General features: G+C 41.7%; 15 protein-coding genes. 9 read left to right on the forward strand and 6 right to left on the reverse strand.

Annotated elements, in window-relative coordinates; translation table 11 throughout:
- The first annotated feature begins 28 nt into the window (after positions 1-28).
- From glgC to rluF, 6 genes are all read left to right on the forward strand, one after another.
- A complete protein-coding gene (glgC, locus tag MHN30_RS07150) occupies positions 29-1,303 on the forward strand; it encodes a glucose-1-phosphate adenylyltransferase (RefSeq protein ID WP_010372983.1) in 1,275 nt (424 codons plus the stop codon).
- Between the two features lie 16 nt (positions 1,304-1,319).
- Positions 1,320-2,855 (forward strand): glycogen/starch synthase, encoded by a 1,536-nt coding sequence (locus MHN30_RS07155; RefSeq protein WP_039495157.1) that lies wholly within the window; start codon positions 1,320-1,322, stop codon positions 2,853-2,855.
- A gap of 258 nt (positions 2,856-3,113) precedes the next feature.
- Positions 3,114-4,331, forward strand: coding sequence for an HDOD domain-containing protein (locus MHN30_RS07160; RefSeq protein ID WP_010372977.1), 1,218 nt, complete (start codon positions 3,114-3,116; stop codon positions 4,329-4,331).
- Positions 4,331-5,428 carry a DUF418 domain-containing protein gene (locus tag MHN30_RS07165; protein ID WP_239359069.1) on the forward strand — a complete coding sequence of 366 codons (1,098 nt, stop codon included), beginning with the start codon at positions 4,331-4,333 and terminating at the stop codon, positions 5,426-5,428. The genes MHN30_RS07160 and MHN30_RS07165 overlap by 1 nt, the downstream gene beginning before the upstream one ends.
- A complete protein-coding gene (locus MHN30_RS07170) occupies positions 5,421-6,494 on the forward strand; it encodes an ABC transporter substrate-binding protein (RefSeq protein WP_239359070.1) in 1,074 nt (357 codons plus the stop codon). Before MHN30_RS07165 ends, MHN30_RS07170 begins: the two co-directional genes overlap by 8 nt.
- A 65-nt stretch (positions 6,495-6,559) precedes the next feature.
- Entirely contained in the window at positions 6,560-7,546 is a 987-nt protein-coding gene (gene rluF / locus MHN30_RS07175) for a 23S rRNA pseudouridine(2604) synthase RluF (protein WP_130165490.1), read from the forward strand.
- Between the two features lie 125 nt (positions 7,547-7,671).
- On the opposite strand, the gene minE is transcribed toward rluF, so the two are convergent.
- Genes minE through minC form a run of 3 tightly spaced genes read right to left on the reverse strand, consistent with a single transcriptional unit; the run spans position 7,672 to position 9,453 of the window.
- Complete coding sequence (minE, locus tag MHN30_RS07180; protein WP_010372964.1) at positions 7,672-7,932, reverse strand: cell division topological specificity factor MinE; 261 nt, start codon at positions 7,930-7,932, stop codon at positions 7,672-7,674.
- Position 7,933: 1 nt separating this feature from the next.
- On the reverse strand, positions 7,934-8,743 hold the full coding sequence (minD, locus tag MHN30_RS07185; RefSeq protein ID WP_010372960.1) for a septum site-determining protein MinD: 810 nt from the start codon (positions 8,741-8,743) through the stop codon (positions 7,934-7,936).
- 5 nt (positions 8,744-8,748) lie between these two features.
- The gene (minC, locus tag MHN30_RS07190) at positions 8,749-9,453 is read right to left on the reverse strand and encodes a septum site-determining protein MinC (RefSeq protein WP_010372958.1); all 705 of its coding nucleotides are present in this window, start codon (positions 9,451-9,453) and stop codon (positions 8,749-8,751) included.
- A 135-nt stretch (positions 9,454-9,588) separates the two neighbouring features.
- Between minC and MHN30_RS07195 the strand changes: the two genes are divergently transcribed.
- Both MHN30_RS07195 and MHN30_RS07200 read left to right on the forward strand, forming a co-directional pair.
- The gene (locus MHN30_RS07195) at positions 9,589-9,870 is read left to right on the forward strand and encodes a YcgL domain-containing protein (RefSeq protein WP_010372955.1); all 282 of its coding nucleotides are present in this window, start codon (positions 9,589-9,591) and stop codon (positions 9,868-9,870) included.
- On the forward strand, positions 9,867-10,883 hold the full coding sequence (locus MHN30_RS07200; protein WP_069019253.1) for a lytic murein transglycosylase: 1,017 nt from the start codon (positions 9,867-9,869) through the stop codon (positions 10,881-10,883). Before MHN30_RS07195 ends, MHN30_RS07200 begins: the two co-directional genes overlap by 4 nt.
- Before the next feature lie 173 nt (positions 10,884-11,056).
- Here the strand turns inward: MHN30_RS07200 and MHN30_RS07205 are convergent, their stop codons facing one another.
- The 3 genes from MHN30_RS07205 to MHN30_RS07215 are packed head-to-tail and all read right to left on the reverse strand — an operon-like array spanning position 11,057 to position 13,955.
- Positions 11,057-12,055, reverse strand: a complete 999-nt coding sequence (locus MHN30_RS07205; RefSeq protein WP_010372949.1) for a cytochrome d ubiquinol oxidase subunit II — start codon at positions 12,053-12,055, stop codon at positions 11,057-11,059.
- Positions 12,048-13,394 carry a cytochrome ubiquinol oxidase subunit I gene (locus tag MHN30_RS07210; RefSeq protein ID WP_130165491.1) on the reverse strand — a complete coding sequence of 449 codons (1,347 nt, stop codon included), beginning with the start codon at positions 13,392-13,394 and terminating at the stop codon, positions 12,048-12,050. Before MHN30_RS07210 ends, MHN30_RS07205 begins: the two co-directional genes overlap by 8 nt.
- 15 nt (positions 13,395-13,409) lie before the next feature.
- Positions 13,410-13,955, reverse strand: a complete 546-nt coding sequence (locus tag MHN30_RS07215) for a MarR family transcriptional regulator (protein WP_010605404.1) — start codon at positions 13,953-13,955, stop codon at positions 13,410-13,412.
- A gap of 249 nt (positions 13,956-14,204) precedes the next feature.
- Here MHN30_RS07215 and MHN30_RS07220 point away from each other — a divergent pair, with 249 nt between their 5' ends.
- The gene (locus MHN30_RS07220; RefSeq protein ID WP_130165492.1) at positions 14,205-15,389 is read left to right on the forward strand and encodes an ectonucleotide pyrophosphatase/phosphodiesterase; all 1,185 of its coding nucleotides are present in this window, start codon (positions 14,205-14,207) and stop codon (positions 15,387-15,389) included.
- The last annotated feature ends 389 nt before the right edge of the window (positions 15,390-15,778 follow it).

Consider the following 15,778-nt stretch of genomic DNA (forward strand, 5'->3'; position numbering starts at 1 on the left):
CCGCAAAAAGTTATGGAGAGAAGAAATAATGCCTAATTATGCGAATCGTTATATTAGTACCCTCACTCGAGAAACATATGCTTTAATACTTGCGGGTGGAAGAGGTTCGCGCCTTCACGAGCTCACCAATTGGCGAGCGAAACCCGCTGTTTATTTTGGCGGCAAACATCGAATTATCGATTTTCCACTGTCTAACTGCATTAACTCAGGGATCCGTCGGGTTGGCATTGCCACGCAGTATAAGTCGCACTCGCTTATTCGCCATGTTAATCGCGCATGGGGACACTTTAAAAAGGAGCTGGGAGAATCTGTAGAGATATTGCCAGCATCACAGCGATATGGTGATGAATGGTACTGCGGCACAGCAGACGCAGTTTTCCAGAATATGGATATTATTCGTCATGAGCTTCCCAAGTACGTTATGATCTTATCGGGTGATCATGTCTACAGAATGGATTACGGTGGCTTGCTTGCAAAGCACGTTGAGACAGGTGCAGATATGACCGTATGTTGTATTGAAGTGCCCTGTGAAGAAGCAGCAAAAACGTTTGGTGTCATGACGGTAGATGAAAGCAACCGTGTGCGTCGCTTTGATGAAAAACCGGTAGATCCGACGTCAATCCCTGGAAAGCCAGGTGTATGTTTGGCGTCTATGGGGAACTATGTGTTTAACACTGAGTTTTTATTCGAGCAATTGAAAAAGGATGCCGAACGAGAAGGGTCGGGTCGTGACTTTGGTCATGATATTATCCCATCAATCATAGAAGAGCATAATGTGTATGCGTATCCATTTTGCGACCCATCACATGAAGGGCAGCCATATTGGCGAGATGTAGGGACGCTTGATTCATTCTGGGAAGCAAATATGGAATTGGTTTCTCCTGAACCACAACTTGATCTCTATGATCCTCATTGGCCAATTTGGACTTATCAGGAACAGTTACCACCAGCTAAATTTATATTTGATGATGATGATAGACGCGGTATGGCCGTAGACTCAACGGTTTCTGGTGGCTGTATTATTTCTGGTTCTAAGGTTAAGCGTTCATTGCTGTTTTCCAATGTGCATGTTCACTCGTATTGTGAAATTGAAGGAGCCGTTGTGTTGCCTGGTGCTAAAATCGGGCGTAACTGCAAAATCAAAAACGCAATCATTGACCGTAGTTGTCAAATACCAGAGGGGATGACAATTGGTTACGATACTGACTTAGACAAAGAGAATGGCTTTAGAGTGTCGAATAAGGGGATCGTATTGGTGACCCGAGATATGCTCGCAGAGCTTGCGGAAAAAAATAATAAATGATCCATGTAGAGGTACTATGCATGTAATTTTAGTGGCAGCCGAAAATGATCGGTTGCCAAATTGTAAGGTAGGGGGCGTCGCAGATGTAATACGTGACGTGCCTTATGCATTGGCGCAGCTTGGCATTAAAGTATCGGTGGTGACACCTGACTATGGCCAAGCTGCTTTAAATCGAAACTTAGTCGCTGATATTGCCGTCCCTTTTCGTCAACACCTAGAAACGGCGACTCTTTGGTCTGTTGAAGAAAGTGACAATGTCACTCAGTATGTCATTTCACACTCATTGTTTAGTGAGCATCACGGCGCTATTTACTGTAATGATCCTCACCAGCCCTTTGCCACGGATGCAAATCGATTTGCGTTTTTTAGTGCGGCAGTTGCTGAACTTATTGAACATGAGTTGATAGCAGAGGTAGATGTTGTACACCTACATGACTGGCATGCTGCTGTCGTTGCGGTACTTCGTCAGTTTAGTCCAAGATTCAAACGCTTAAAGACGCTGAGGACAGTCTATACTGTGCATAACCTTGCACTTCAAGGGATCCGGCCTTTTAATCATGACTTTTCCAGCCTTGAGTCTTGGTTTCCGACACTCACCTATGATGGGCTCAGTATTTGCGATCCTAAATACCCTCACTGCTTTAACCCAATGCGAGCGGCTATTAATCTTTCAGACAAAGTGCATGTTGTTTCTCCTAATTACGCCAAAGAAGTGATGATCCCAAGCCATCCTGAGCTTGGTTTTTTTGGTGGCGAAGGGTTAGAAAGCGACATGCAGCATGCGTCTCATGAAGGACGGTTAGCTGGTATTTTAAACGGTTGTGTGTATGATGAGTCAGGTGACGAAGAGAATCTAACTTTTGCTGACTATTTGGCGCTTGCTGAGCAGCATGTGTTTCAATGGATGGCAAAATCAAGCCAAGTATTATCTCGGTTTTACATTGCTCATCAACGCATACTCGCTTGGCGCGGTGAAGCCTTTAGTGGCAAGCTAATTACAAGTGTCGGTCGTCTCACCGATCAAAAAGCACTTATTTTAAGACAGCCTACCCAATCAGGCATTGTGCTCGATGACATTGCAAAAATAGCCAAGCACCAAGGAGCACGTATTGTGATTGTTGGCTCTGGTGACCCCAGTCTTGAGCAGCTATTTACCGAAGTAATGGCACGCCATAACAATGTCTTGTTTTTAAATGGTTATGGTAAAGCACTCGGCGAACAGCTGTACCCGTTAGGTGATTTGTTTTTAATGCCAAGCTCCTTTGAGCCTTGTGGTATCAGCCAAATGCTTGCGATGCGCGCTGGACAACCTTGTATCGTACATAAAGTGGGTGGACTATATGATACGGTAAAACACAATGAAACAGGCTATTGCTTTGAAGGAGAAACACTCGCTGAGCAAGGTAGTCAGTTTATTGCGATTTTTGAATTAGCGCTTGCTGATCTGATGAACGATAGCGAAAAATATCAACAACTCAGGCTGCAAGCTCGTATGCAGCGCTTTGACTGGTCTGATGTTGCACAAAAATACTGCGAACAATTATATAGATAGCGAAAATGTAGATAAAAAAATTTTCGCATCTGTGTTAAGTATTTAGCAATTGGCTCAGTTGCTAAACAAAAAACTAGGTCAAAGGTATCAAAAGATAGCTTTGGCCTTTCTTTTTTATCATTTTGCATTATCTTTTAAGCTATTATTTTGATTCTTAATAGCTTAGGTTGATTTTCTTTATCATCATAAAGGGTTAAAATCTAAAAATTGCTAAACCAAAAGTGCGATTGTTCACTTTAGGTACGAAGGAGTTTTTGTTTGAAGGTTTTTGTGGCCCGCCAAGCCATATTTAATCGTAAAAAACAAGTTGTTGCATACGAATTGTTGTTTCGCGATGGTGTAAAAAATAGCTTTCCAAATATTGCAGATGATGCAGCGACAGCCAAGCTGATAATGAATAATCAACTTAACCTCGGCATGCGATATCTCACTTCGGGAAAGAAAGCGCTAATTAATATTGGTCCAGACTCGTTACGTCAGGAGCTGTGTGAGTTTCTCCCAGCAAATGATGTGATTTTGGAACTATTGGAGACTATTCCGCCAACAAAACAAAATTATGAGCGGATAAGAGGCTTATTTCACAGCAACTTTAGACTCGCGTTGGACGATTTTGAGTACTCAAAAGAATGGGAACCTTTCTTAAAGCTCGTAAGGTTGATTAAGTTCGACGTCATGGAACATCCGCTGGACACCATAGTGCCAGTGATTGACATGATCAAAGAGCGAAAGAACATCAAACTACTTGCGGAAAAAGTCGAAACCGAAGAAGAATTCGAGCAAGCTAAAAAGATGGGATTTCAGTTCTTTCAAGGCTACTTCTTTGCAAAACCAAAGATGATTGAGCAAAAAGACATTACTATTAATTATGTGATTGTCATGCTCATTTATGAAGAAGCACTTAAACCGAATATGAGTATTACGCGATTAGCCGAATTGTTTGCTCAGGACACTGCGCTTGCGTACAAACTGCTAAGGCTAATTAATTCCGGCGTATTTCCAATCAAAAGTCGTATCGAATCTTTAAAGCAAGCCTTGGTATATTTAGGAAACGAGCGTGTAAAAAAGTTTGTAAACTTAATTATGACAGCCCACGTAGCCGAGGGAAAACCGACAGAATTAACACGCCTTTCTATCGTTCGTTCGCGATTTTGTGAGCTTATCGCACAGCAAATTTCGCCAGGACTTGCCAATATGAGTTTTATGACGGGTTTATTTTCTCTGCTTGATGCCATTCTAGACAGGCCAATGGAGCAGGTTGTAAACAAACTCCCTTTTCCTGAGCAACTCCATGATGCTTTGATAGGCAAACCCAACACGCTATATTATATTTTAAATATCGTTAGAGCCTATGAGTCTGGAAGCTGGTGGACACTGCAGGATGCGTGCAGTTATCTAAACTACAAAGACGAAAATCTTCCCGATTTTCATGCTGCTGCGATAAACTGGGCTGATATGTATAAAAACCGTGTATATTGATGAATAGAATTATTGCGATGGATGCGATCCGCGGATTCGCGCTGCTTGGCTTGCTTTCCATGAATATGGTACATATGGCCAATTTTGAGTTGGGCTATGTACCAGCCCAAACAGCCCACTATCTTGATCCGTTCTTAGCAATGGTTAATAGTATTTTCTTTGATGGTCGATTCAGAACCTTATTTGCAATGTTATTTGGAGCGGCATTATGTATTCAGGTAGCAAAGACGGATGATCAGAGCATTGCAATGCATCGACTAACATGGTTAATGATCTTTGGTGTATTACACGGCGTGTTGATTTGGCCTGGAGATATTTTATTCAATTATGCGTTGAGTGGATTGGTTGCACTTAAATTTATTGATGCGAGCGACCAAAAGTTAAACCGCTATGTAATAGGATTCATTTTAGTCCCTTCTATTGCTATCAGCTTATTGCTGTTAATTGATCCAGAACCACAAATAAATAGAACTTCTGAAGTCTACCTCGAGTTTTTGCAGCAAATTCCAGAAAACTACCTAGAACTGCTCACCCTTAATGGTCTTTACTTTATCATTATCAGTTTACTTATCCCGGTTATTACTTTGTGGTATACCGCGGGGTTAATGCTACTCGGTATGCGTTTATATCGAAGTGGAATGTTTGATTTAGAGCGTACTGAACCTGTTCATAAAATTAACTTGTTTGCCGTGATAGCCATTATTTTGTCATTTGTCGGCTTTGTTCTTGAACGTAAGCTAGGCGTGGAGTTTTTTGAAGGAATAGATTGGATCCTTGCAGTACCCGTTGCGTTGTTTTATGTCGTCGTAATCAAGGCTGCAATGCGAGGTACAAAACATCAACTTTGGAGTCTCCAATGTGTTGGGCGTCTCGCGCTTTCGCTTTATCTTCTCCAGTCAATGGTGTTTGTAAGCTATTTTTACTTTATAAACCCGAGCGCTATCAGCATTTGGGAGCGGGTGGATTATTTCGCGGCATTTGTAATTGCGTCTATAATTCAATTAGCCCTTGCGGTGGTATATTGTAAGCTGTTTAAGCAAGGTCCATTTGAGAAGTTATTGAAGGTACTAGTGCTACGAAGAGCCCGCTATGATTAAAAAAGTACTTATTGGGTTAGTGCTATGGATGGTGTGTTTTAGTGTTAATGCTAAACAGTCTTTAAATGTACTGTTTGTTAATCCTTCTGTGCCTGGTGAACCATTTTGGCAGCGCGTCCAAGGCATTACAGAAGCGGCAGCGGATCAATTCGATATAAGATTAGATGTGATCTATGGAGAAGGAAACCGAATTATACAGCTCGCTGAGCTTAAAAAATATTTGAGTTATCGTGCTACTCCCGATTATGTAATCCTCATTAATTATCCTGGTGGTGCCGAAGAAAGCCTAAAGCTTTTAGAAAAATATGGGATCAATCATATTACTTTAGAAGAAACGATTTCTGGCCCTGAAAGGCTCGCGATAGGCAATCCAAAAGAACACTATAAGTATTGGCTTGGGGAAGTGCATCATGATAATGACCAAGCTGGTTACGATCTGGCAAAGAAACTATACCAACAAGCTAAAACTAACGGTCATGAGACAATTTATCCTATTGCTATCAATGGTCACTATGGCACAGAGTCAGATATTAGAAGCAACGGTGCAAAGCGCTTTTTTGATGAAGTTGGCGTGGTGGTTCAGCAAACTGTCTACGCTGGGTGGTCAAAAGAGCAAGCGCTTGATAAGACTAAGAAATTGTTGCACCGCTATCCAAAAACAAACCTTATTTGGTGTGCGTCAGATTTGATGGCGATGGGAGCTATCACCGCAGCTGCATCAAGCACCTCACAAATAGTGTTTGGCGGATTTGATTGGTTGTCGGATACTTTTGAGCTTATTGAACATCATGAGATGCAAGCATCCGTTGGCGGGCACTTTATGATGGGGGCTTGGGCGTTGATTTCGGTGTACGATCATTATTATGGACACCCCTTTTGGAGGGATAACACTGAACTTGCGTTTGACTTAAGCGTAATCACCAAGGAAAATCTAGCGGACTATTACTGGATAAAGTCAGCGAAAAACTGGCAATCTATTGATTACAAGGCAATGAGCCTTAGAGGAAAACCTAAAGAGCAGTATCATTTTTCTCCTGAGCTATTAAGAAAAAGTTTGCAAAAGTAGAAATGCAGTAGTGTAAAGCGGTTGAAGCGATTACAATACGGGTTTTTACTCAAAGTGGTTGTATCGTGACAGAGCAAAAGCGCCTCAATAAATACATCAGTGAAACTGGATTCTGCAGTCGTCGAGAAGCTGATGACTTAATCGCCTCAGGCCGTGTCAAAGTAAATGGAATTCTACCAGAAATGGGCACTAAAGTGTCTGATGCTGACACTATCATCATTGATGGTAAGCCTCTGAAAGCAAAGCCAAAGGCTGTATTTATTGCTTATAATAAACCTGTTGGTGTAACTTGTACCACCGAGCGTAAAATCAGAAGTAATATTGTCAGTGCAATTAACTATCCTGAGCGTATTTTCCCTATTGGTCGCTTAGACCGTCCATCCGAAGGATTAATTTTCTTGACCAACCAAGGCGATATGGTCAATAAAATCCTTCGCGCCGGCAATAACCATGAAAAAGAGTATGAGGTTGTGGTCGATAGGCCTATTGATGAGCGATTTGTAAAACGTATGTCCTCAGGTGTTCCAATCCTTGGCACTGTCACAAAGCCTTGTAAAGTTCGTAAAACCGGGGCTAAGTCATTTACCATTGTATTGACGCAAGGCTTAAATCGTCAAATTCGCAGAATGTGTGAATATCTAGGATTTGAAGTAACACACCTTAAACGTATTCGGATAATGAATATCGATCTAACTGGTCTTAGCTCTGGTAAGTGGCGTCACCTTAACGAAAACGAAATGCGAGCGATCAATCACGCAACAGAATCATCGAGTAAAACACAAGAGGCATCAGCGGGTGCTGGTGCGGGAAAACAGCATGATAAGCCTAGAAGTGAAGTTAGTGAGGTTGGTCGTCCAAAGCAAGATAGGCGAGCGCATAACAGCAAAGATCGAACAGATGAACTCGACAAGCAAAATAGCGTTAAGCCTAAGCCAAAAACGCGAAATGGTGAACAAAATCACAGTCACAACAAACGCAAGTCAAGCCCAAAACACAATACTAAGCCTGCAAAAAGGGTCAAAGGTACTTTGTCCTTAAATAAGAATAAGTGACCTGAAGTTCGGATAATTAAGCAAAGAGTAGGGCAATGTAAAGCCCCTTGACAGATTAATTAGAATGGGCAAAACGAAATAAATAAGGGCTATAGAAATAGCCCTTATTACATTTACTCAAACTGTTACTTTTCATCATCAGGTAGAGTAACGTTCAATTCTAATACTGCTAAATCATCCTCGTTTTGTTCAAACTGGACGTTGACGGCATCCGAATCTACTTTTACGTATTTGCGAATAACATCGAGGATGTCTTGCTTAAGTTGTGGTAAGTAGTCAGGTGTACCACGCTTTGAGCGTTCGTGCGCAACGATGATTTGCAGTCGCTCTTTCGCTAATGATGCGCTATTTTTTTTCTCAGAACGAAAATAATCTAGTAATGACACCTTACCCTCCAAAGATCCGTTTGAAGATACCTTTCTTCTCAACTTGTAAGAAACGGAAATCAACGACTTCACCTAATAAGCGGTTAATTGCATCGCTATATGCTTGGCCTGCATCAGACTCTTGGTCTAAGATAACCGGTTGCCCTGAGTTAGACGCATTAAGTACTGCTTTTGATTCAGGTATTACACCTAGTAAGTCGATCGCTAGAATTTCTTTAACATCGTCTACCGACAACATTTCACCGCTATCTACACGCTCTGGGTTATAACGTGTAAGCAATAGGTGTTCCTTAACCGGCTCTAGGCCCATTTCAGCGCGCTTCGACTTGCTTTGTAGAATACCTAAAATACGGTCTGAGTCACGAACGGATGAAACTTCAGGGTTAGTTGCTACCACGGCTTCATCAGCGAAGTACAATGCCATCATTGCGCCTGCTTCAATACCCGCTGGTGAGTCGCAAATGATGAAATCAAATTCTTCTTTCATTTCATTTAGCACACGCTCAACCCCTTCTCGAGTGAGGGCGTCTTTATCACGAGTCTGAGAAGCTGGAAGAATATAAAGTTTTTCAACGCGCTTATCTTTAATCAATGCTTGATTTAGATTTGCTTCACCGTTGATAACGTTGACAAAATCATAAACAACGCGACGCTCGCATCCCATGATTAAGTCGAGGTTTCTAAGACCAATATCAAAATCGACAATGGCTGTTTTATAACCCTTTAGCGCTAAGCCAGTACCAATTGCTGCACTTGACGTTGTCTTACCAACACCGCCTTTACCTGAAGTTACGACAATAATTTTTGCCATCTGATTTATCCTTTGACCAAAGCTGTAATTTTTAATGATTCGTCTTGTTGTGTTATTTGAGCAGCTTGACCCCAGTGTTCACCTTGCAGCGAATCACTGATCCAATAACTCCCGTTTATAGACACCAGCTCAGCTTCTAAGCGCTGACAGAATATACTCGTGTCTTCTTGGCCTTGCGCACCTGCGATTGCACGACCACGTAAAGTACCGTAAATGTGCACGTTACCATCGGCGATAACTTCTGCACCATGACTTACAGCACCTAGCACGATCAGATCACGGTCTTTAGCATAAATTTGCTGACCACTACGTACCGTTCCGTTCACAATTTGAGCAGGAAGATAAACTTGTTTTTCTACTACTTCTGCTGCTTGAGATTGTGATGGGGTACTCGGTTGCACATCCCTTGAATAGTTTAGTACAGAAAACCCGGCTTCTTTGGCTAAGTCGTGCTGACTTTGAGTACCGCTACACACACCCACTGGATTGAGCTGTAAATCGACCAGTGTTTGCTTTAACTCTTTGAATTCTACAGTTTGCTCCTGAACATCAGCTAAATTAACCACAATTGGTGCACCTTGAAAAAATTTAGGCGCTTGCGAAATTTTGCTATCAAGATCTTGCCTTAACTTGGTCAGATCTAAAGAAAACAACTGCAGCACAGAGAGTGTAAATAGATTTCCTTTTAGTTCGAATGTTTGATTTGCCATATGTACTCAAATTTCTGTTACAACCGCCGCTAAAGCCTTATCTAGCTGACTTTAGCGCGTAGTAAAACTTTCCACAACTTACTAATAGCATGGTATAGTGACCGCCCATGATTAGCAAGAATTTATAGGCTTATAATGCTCACTGCCATATACAAAAGTCCAAAAAAAGCGGATACCTATCTTTTTGTAACTAAAAGAGATGATTTTTCCAATGTCCCTGCACCGTTAATGGAAACTTTCGGCACTCCTATCTATGTCATGATTATTGACCTTGCGAGAAGAACAAAATTGGGAATTGCTGATCTTGAAACGGTTAAGCAAAAATTAACTGACGATGGGTTTTACTTGCAACTTCCACCGCATACAGAAAGCTTGCTTGATGAATTTAGAAAGCAAAACGGAGTAACAGATTCGTGATAAAAAAAATTTCCCTACTAGTAGCCTCAGTTTGCTTGTCCACATCAGTCTTTGCTAACACTCAAGCGAAGTTTGATGAATACCTCAAAAACTTAAAACAAGAAGCGATTGACAAGGGCTATACACAACAATTAGTTGACGAGGCTTTTGCAACAGCAGTATTTAAGGAAAAGGTGATTAAGGCTGATAAATCCCAGCCAGAAATTGTCGAAACACTAGAAACTTATTTACCCAAGCGCGTCCCTGAATGGAAAATCCAACAGGCCCGCAAACTCTACAAAGAACACCAAGAATCTTTAGAAAAAATAGCAAAAGAATATGGCGTACAGGCACGGTTTATTGTTGCCCTGTGGGGCCTTGAAAGCAACTTTGGTCGTATTCAAGGCGGCTATCCAGTCATTAGTGCGTTAGTGACGCTTGCTTTTGATGGTCGTCGAGAAGCTTTGTATAAAAGACAGTTGTGGGCTGCGCTGGATATTTTAAGAGATGGTCACATCGGTCTGGATGATTTCAAAGGATCGTGGGCAGGAGCAATGGGTCAAACTCAGTTTATGCCAACTTCATTTACGTCTTATGCTGTTGATTATAATAAAGATGGTCGCAAGGACATTTGGACGACGCAAGAGGATGCTTTTGCGTCAATAGCCAATTACCTGAAAAGTGTGGGCTGGAACGATGATCTTACTTGGGGTCGCCAAGTTAAGCTACCTGAAGGTTTTGACAATAGCTACATTTTAAAGCGTGGTACTAAAACGCACAGCGAATGGTTAAAGGAGTGGAGTAAATCAGAGCGTTCATTGCAGGAGTGGCAAGCGCTTGGTCTTCGCAGAATGGACGGCACTGACTTGCCACAAGTGAATATCACAGCAGCATTAGTGATGCCAGATGACGCTAATGGCCGCATGTATCTAGCTTATGATAATTACAAGGCCTTGATGAACTGGAATAGATCTTATTATTTTGCCTCAAGTGTTGGGTATTTATCTGACCGTATAGGCTATCCAAAAATTTAGCCTAGAAAATTTGATTTAGCCCGTTCTAGCAACGGGCTTTTTTATGCCTTTTTATTGGGGGATATAGCTTGGTAAACAGGAAGACATATAGCTGAGGCGAGTATTATTCTTAATGCAATAAAAAAGGCAGCGTCCAACTCGCTGCCTTTTGGTTGGGCTAATGTATGCAAGTGTCAATAGTAGGACAAAGGTTGAACCTTGCCCCAAAAGACTCGGTACGAAAATAACGTATATGCAATTAAGGTCGGCACCACAATGACTACGCCATATAATAAGAAAGTAAGAGCTGACGCGTCAGCGACCGCTTCGAAGATGGTTAGCTTGCCAGGCACTACAAATGGGTAAAAGCTATAAACTAAGCCGAAGAAGCAAAGCACAAAGATAAATGCTGAAATCAGGAACGGTAACCAAGCTCCATTATCTGGTGACTTTGGTAGTTTCTGTAACACAAGTTCTAAAATTACAAAGAGCGACAAGCAAATAATCGGGGCTGGTAATACGACTAAGGCCATCGGGAGGTCAAACCAACGCTCATAGATCCACTCATTAATCGCTGGGTTGATGATAGAAACGAGCAACACCCCAACAAAGGCTACTCTCGCAAATTTTTTGCACCAGCTAATCGCATCTTGCTGCAATTGCCCTTCACACTTCATAATTAGCCATGCTGAACCAATCAAGCCATACGCGCAGACAACGCCAATTCCACTAAAGACCGCAAATGCATGGGCAAGAGGGGTATTTTCAAAGCCTATGACATAAAGCCCCAGCATATACCCTTGCGCGAACGAGGTGAGTAGCGACCCAAATTTAAATACTTTGTCCCACCGCCTTTGGCGTTTAACTCTCGCTTTTGCTCTGAAATCAAAAGCAACACCACGCATAATTAAGCCAAAGAGTAAAAACACAACAGGAATGTAGAGCGCCTGCAAGATCATACTATGGGCTTGAGGAAATGCGATAAATGCAAGGCCTACAGCTAAAACTAACCACGTTTCATTAGCATCCCAAAATGGACCGATAGAGGCTATCATAGTGTCTGCGGTTTCTTTATCGTCCAGCGGGATCATCATGCCAACGCCAAGGTCGTAACCATCTAATATTGCATAAACAAGCACAGCGAGTGCCATCAAACCGGCATAGATGAGAGATAGATATTCCGGATTAAACACGAGTCACCTCCTCAGCAAATTCCTTCATGTCGTACTCTTCCACTTCTACAGACTTGCTAGCAGTGTGGAACAAAGTGCGAATATAAGCGTACAGTAAGATTGCATATATCGTCAGATAGCCAATGAGTGTAAATAAGACGTTTTCTGAGGCAATTGTTGTGACTGCATCTTCAACTCTTAAGATACCACTGACGATATAAGGTTGGCGGCCAATTTCTGTGACATACCAGCCTGCGAGGGTAGCCACCCAGCCTGAGAAAGTCATCGCAACAAGCGTTTTCAGTTGCCACTTAGGTAACTCGCCCTTTTTCCATAATGTAAAACGAGTGACAAACGCAACTAAGATCATCAGCATGCCCATCCCAACCATGATTCTAAAACCGAAAAAGACGGGCTTAACAGGTGGGTGTTCACCTTTAAATTCATTAAGCCCTTTAATTTCACCGTTAACGTCGTGGGTAAGAATAAAACTTGCCATGTTAGGAATACCGAGCGCAAAGTCGTTGCGTCTTTCTTCCTCATTCGGAATTGCGAATAATAATAGTGGTGCCCCTTTCTCTGTTTCCCAAACCCCTTCCATTGCTGCAATTTTTTGTGGTTGATGTTTTAGCGTATTTAGGCCATGCAAATCGCCGACGAAAGCCTGCAATGGAGTAAGCAGCGCCGCAACTGTTAATGCAACGGTTAGTGCTTTCTTGGGGGCATGTTTTTCATCGTTTTTCAGCATCCGATACGCACTGACACCAGCTATCAAAAATGAAGCCGTCAGCGCACTAGCTAATAACATATGGAAGAAGCGATAACCGAATGAAGGATTGAAAATAACTTCAAACCAGTCCGTGGGATATACGATACCGTCCCTAAGTTCAAAGCCTGTCGGGGTTTGCATCCAACTATTCAAAGACAGGATCCAAAATGCGGAAAGCGTTGTACCTATGGCGACGATAAAAGTGGCTAAAGTATGTACTTTAGGTGGTACGCGCTTCATGCCAAACAACATGATCCCTAAAAATGTTGCTTCCATAAAAAATGCGGTCAATACTTCATAACCGAGCAAGGGACCTGCAATATTGCCGACTTTCTCCATAAAGCCGGGCCAGTTTGTACCAAACTGGAACGACATGGTAATGCCGCTTACGACACCGAGAGCAAAGGTCAATGCAAAAATTTTGACCCAAAAGCGATAAGCTCTTAACCAAACCGGGTGTTCAGTTAGGTCATACTTGAGTTTAAAAAACGCCAGAAACCAAGCTAACGCGATGGTTATCGTGGGAAAGAGAATATGAAAACTAATATTTGCTGCGAATTGTATTCGCGACAACAACAACGTATCAAGCATGACGCACCTCGCACTTTAAGACTTACGTAATAATTTATCCTTTAAATCTATTACTTTACTCACAGAAGAACCGAGCTTCATCAACGATTGCAATTGCTCTGGTGATAGGCGTTGAAGTTCCGCTGACCACTTAGTGACGGTTTCAAGTAGGTCATGAATGGATTGCATTTGCTGCTGTGCATACACTTCTTCAGGTGAGTTGGCGCTATCTAGGATTTGGTCACGAAGTAGAGTGAGTGTTGGGTCGATTTCCCTTTTTCTTCTCTCTTCAAATACGCGGTTAGCGAGATCCCAAATAGAGCCGTTTGGAGAGTAGTATTCTTTACGGTCGCCGGGAATATGATGCACCTTAACTAGTTGCCAAGATTGCAATTCTTTTATTCCCATACTCACGTTACCGCGTGAAATTTTTAACGCATCGGCGATTTCGTTCGCTGTTAATGGTTTTTCATTAATAACCAACAAACCAACCATTTGTCCTATAGTTCTGTTGAAACCCCAACGGCTTCCCATTTCGCCGCAATGAAGTACAAAATTTTCTATTTTTGGTGATAAGTTCATTGTTCTAAACTTTCAGTAATTATTGAAACTTTAATATAAAGGTCACTTTGACTTAGATCAAGCATTAATTAAGCTCAACTACAACATAGTGAAAGTTAACCTTCCCCGAATATCTATAATTGCCATCCACTGACCGCAAATCAATATAAATTTCAAATCATTGTGATTTAATGCGGCCGCAATCACACGGATTATGCTGCACAGCCTCTTACTTTTGCAGCGGTACTCACATGACACGGGAATTTATACATGCTAAGAATCCTCCTTTTCACCTTATCTATCTTTAGTTGCACTGCCTTTGCTGAGCGCGCGACAACCATATTGATCTCCATCGATGGATTTAGATGGGACTACATTGAAAAACACGATGCAAAGAATATTGCAAATCTTGCGAAGCAGGGCGTCCGAGCGACTAAGCTATGGCCTCAATATCCGACTAAGACATTTCCAAATCACCTGTCTATTGTTACGGGTTTAAAACCAATCAATCATGGTATCGTCGATAATTACTTTTGCGATAAGAAGCGTGATGAGTGTTATAAGATGGGGATGGGTAAAATGGATAGCTCTTGGATAAGTGGTATTCCCTTATGGAATCTTGTAAAAATGCATGGATATAAATCTGCCGCTTATTTTTGGCCAGAATCAGACGCTAGAATCAATGGTATGACGCCTGACTATTACTATCATTATTCAAAGAAAGCCGATTACAAGAATCGTCTTAATGAAATACACAATTGGCTAAAATTACCAAAAAGCGAAAAACCATTGTTTGTCGCTAGCTACTTTTCTCTAGTGGATTCTATGGGTCATGGATACGGACCAGACCATGAAAAAACGAGAGAAGCAGTACAATTTGTTGATGGCTTAATCGGAGATTTTGTCGCTGCTTTGAAAAAGGACAAAATTAAAGTGAACCTAGTACTCGTTTCTGATCATGGTATGGCAAGTATAGAGCCAGACAAAGCTGTGATCCTCGAAGAGCTAGATATACCTAAAGAATGGACTATCAAAAACAGTGGAACGAGGGTGTCGCTTTATGCGCTAGGCGAAGAAAAACTTGAAGCAAAAGCACTTATACAGCAGTTACGTGAAAAAGCGGAGGGTCGTTATGAGGTGTTGAGTAGTGAGCGAAAACAGCAACTTAATGGCGGTGAGTCCTCTCGTATCGGTGACATTATCCTGCAAGCAAAAGCACCTATTGTCTTTATGCAGAAAGGCAAGCAAGGCTATTATGGTACACATGGGTATGAGGTAACACCTGATATGGCCGCATTTTTTGTCGCAAGTGGCCCCGCCTTTAAATCGGGTGTAACGATAGAACAAGCTAGCAATTTAGAAGTTTACCCAACACTTACACACATTATGGGGCTTAAGCCACTTAATGAGCTTGATAGTAGGGGAGAAAATCTATTAAAGCTGGTTAGGCAGTAAAACAAACTATTTATGATGTTCAGGGCTAATGCGTAACTTAGCTCTGAACTAGGTGAGTAGAGTAAGTTACTTTTTATTGGAAGATTTCATCAACCGTTTTGCTAAAGCAAATACAATATAGACAAGAACCAAGGAATTAAGGACAAGCAATGCATCTTTATCAGATACGAACATCCATATCGCCGCAAGCGCAAGGCAAGCAAGTGTAAAGTGGCCAACTAGTGGATTGGTAGTCTTTTTCTTCATTAAGAACTTCGCTGTATTTATGTTCAGATTATTTTACACCTGATAGCTGAGACAATACCAATAATCCGTTCAAAAAACTAAATATTTTTAACCATGTGGTTATAATACGGGCACACAGAATGTGGACGTTCTAATTCGTTATT

This window comes from Pseudoalteromonas sp. OF7H-1 (assembly GCF_022347825.1).
GTDB lineage: Bacteria > Pseudomonadota > Gammaproteobacteria > Enterobacterales > Alteromonadaceae > Pseudoalteromonas > Pseudoalteromonas maricaloris.

Excerpts from the sequence above, each read along its gene's own strand:
- glgC (WP_010372983.1), top strand. The coding sequence starts at position 29 with ATGCCTAATTATGCGAATCGTTATATTAGTACCCTCACTCGAGAAACA.
- MHN30_RS07155 (WP_039495157.1), top strand. The coding sequence starts at position 1,320 with ATGCATGTAATTTTAGTGGCAGCCGAAAATGATCGGTTGCCAAATTGT.
- MHN30_RS07165 (WP_239359069.1), top strand. The coding sequence starts at position 4,331 with ATGAATAGAATTATTGCGATGGATGCGATCCGCGGATTCGCGCTGCTT.
- MHN30_RS07170 (WP_239359070.1), top strand. The coding sequence starts at position 5,421 with ATGATTAAAAAAGTACTTATTGGGTTAGTGCTATGGATGGTGTGTTTT.
- minD (WP_010372960.1), bottom strand. The coding sequence starts at position 8,743 with ATGGCAAAAATTATTGTCGTAACTTCAGGTAAAGGCGGTGTTGGTAAG.
- minC (WP_010372958.1), bottom strand. The coding sequence starts at position 9,453 with ATGGCAAATCAAACATTCGAACTAAAAGGAAATCTATTTACACTCTCT.
- MHN30_RS07195 (WP_010372955.1), top strand. The coding sequence starts at position 9,589 with ATGCTCACTGCCATATACAAAAGTCCAAAAAAAGCGGATACCTATCTT.
- MHN30_RS07210 (WP_130165491.1), bottom strand. The coding sequence starts at position 13,394 with ATGCTTGATACGTTGTTGTTGTCGCGAATACAATTCGCAGCAAATATT.
- MHN30_RS07215 (WP_010605404.1), bottom strand. The coding sequence starts at position 13,955 with ATGAACTTATCACCAAAAATAGAAAATTTTGTACTTCATTGCGGCGAA.
- MHN30_RS07220 (WP_130165492.1), top strand. The coding sequence starts at position 14,205 with ATGCTAAGAATCCTCCTTTTCACCTTATCTATCTTTAGTTGCACTGCC.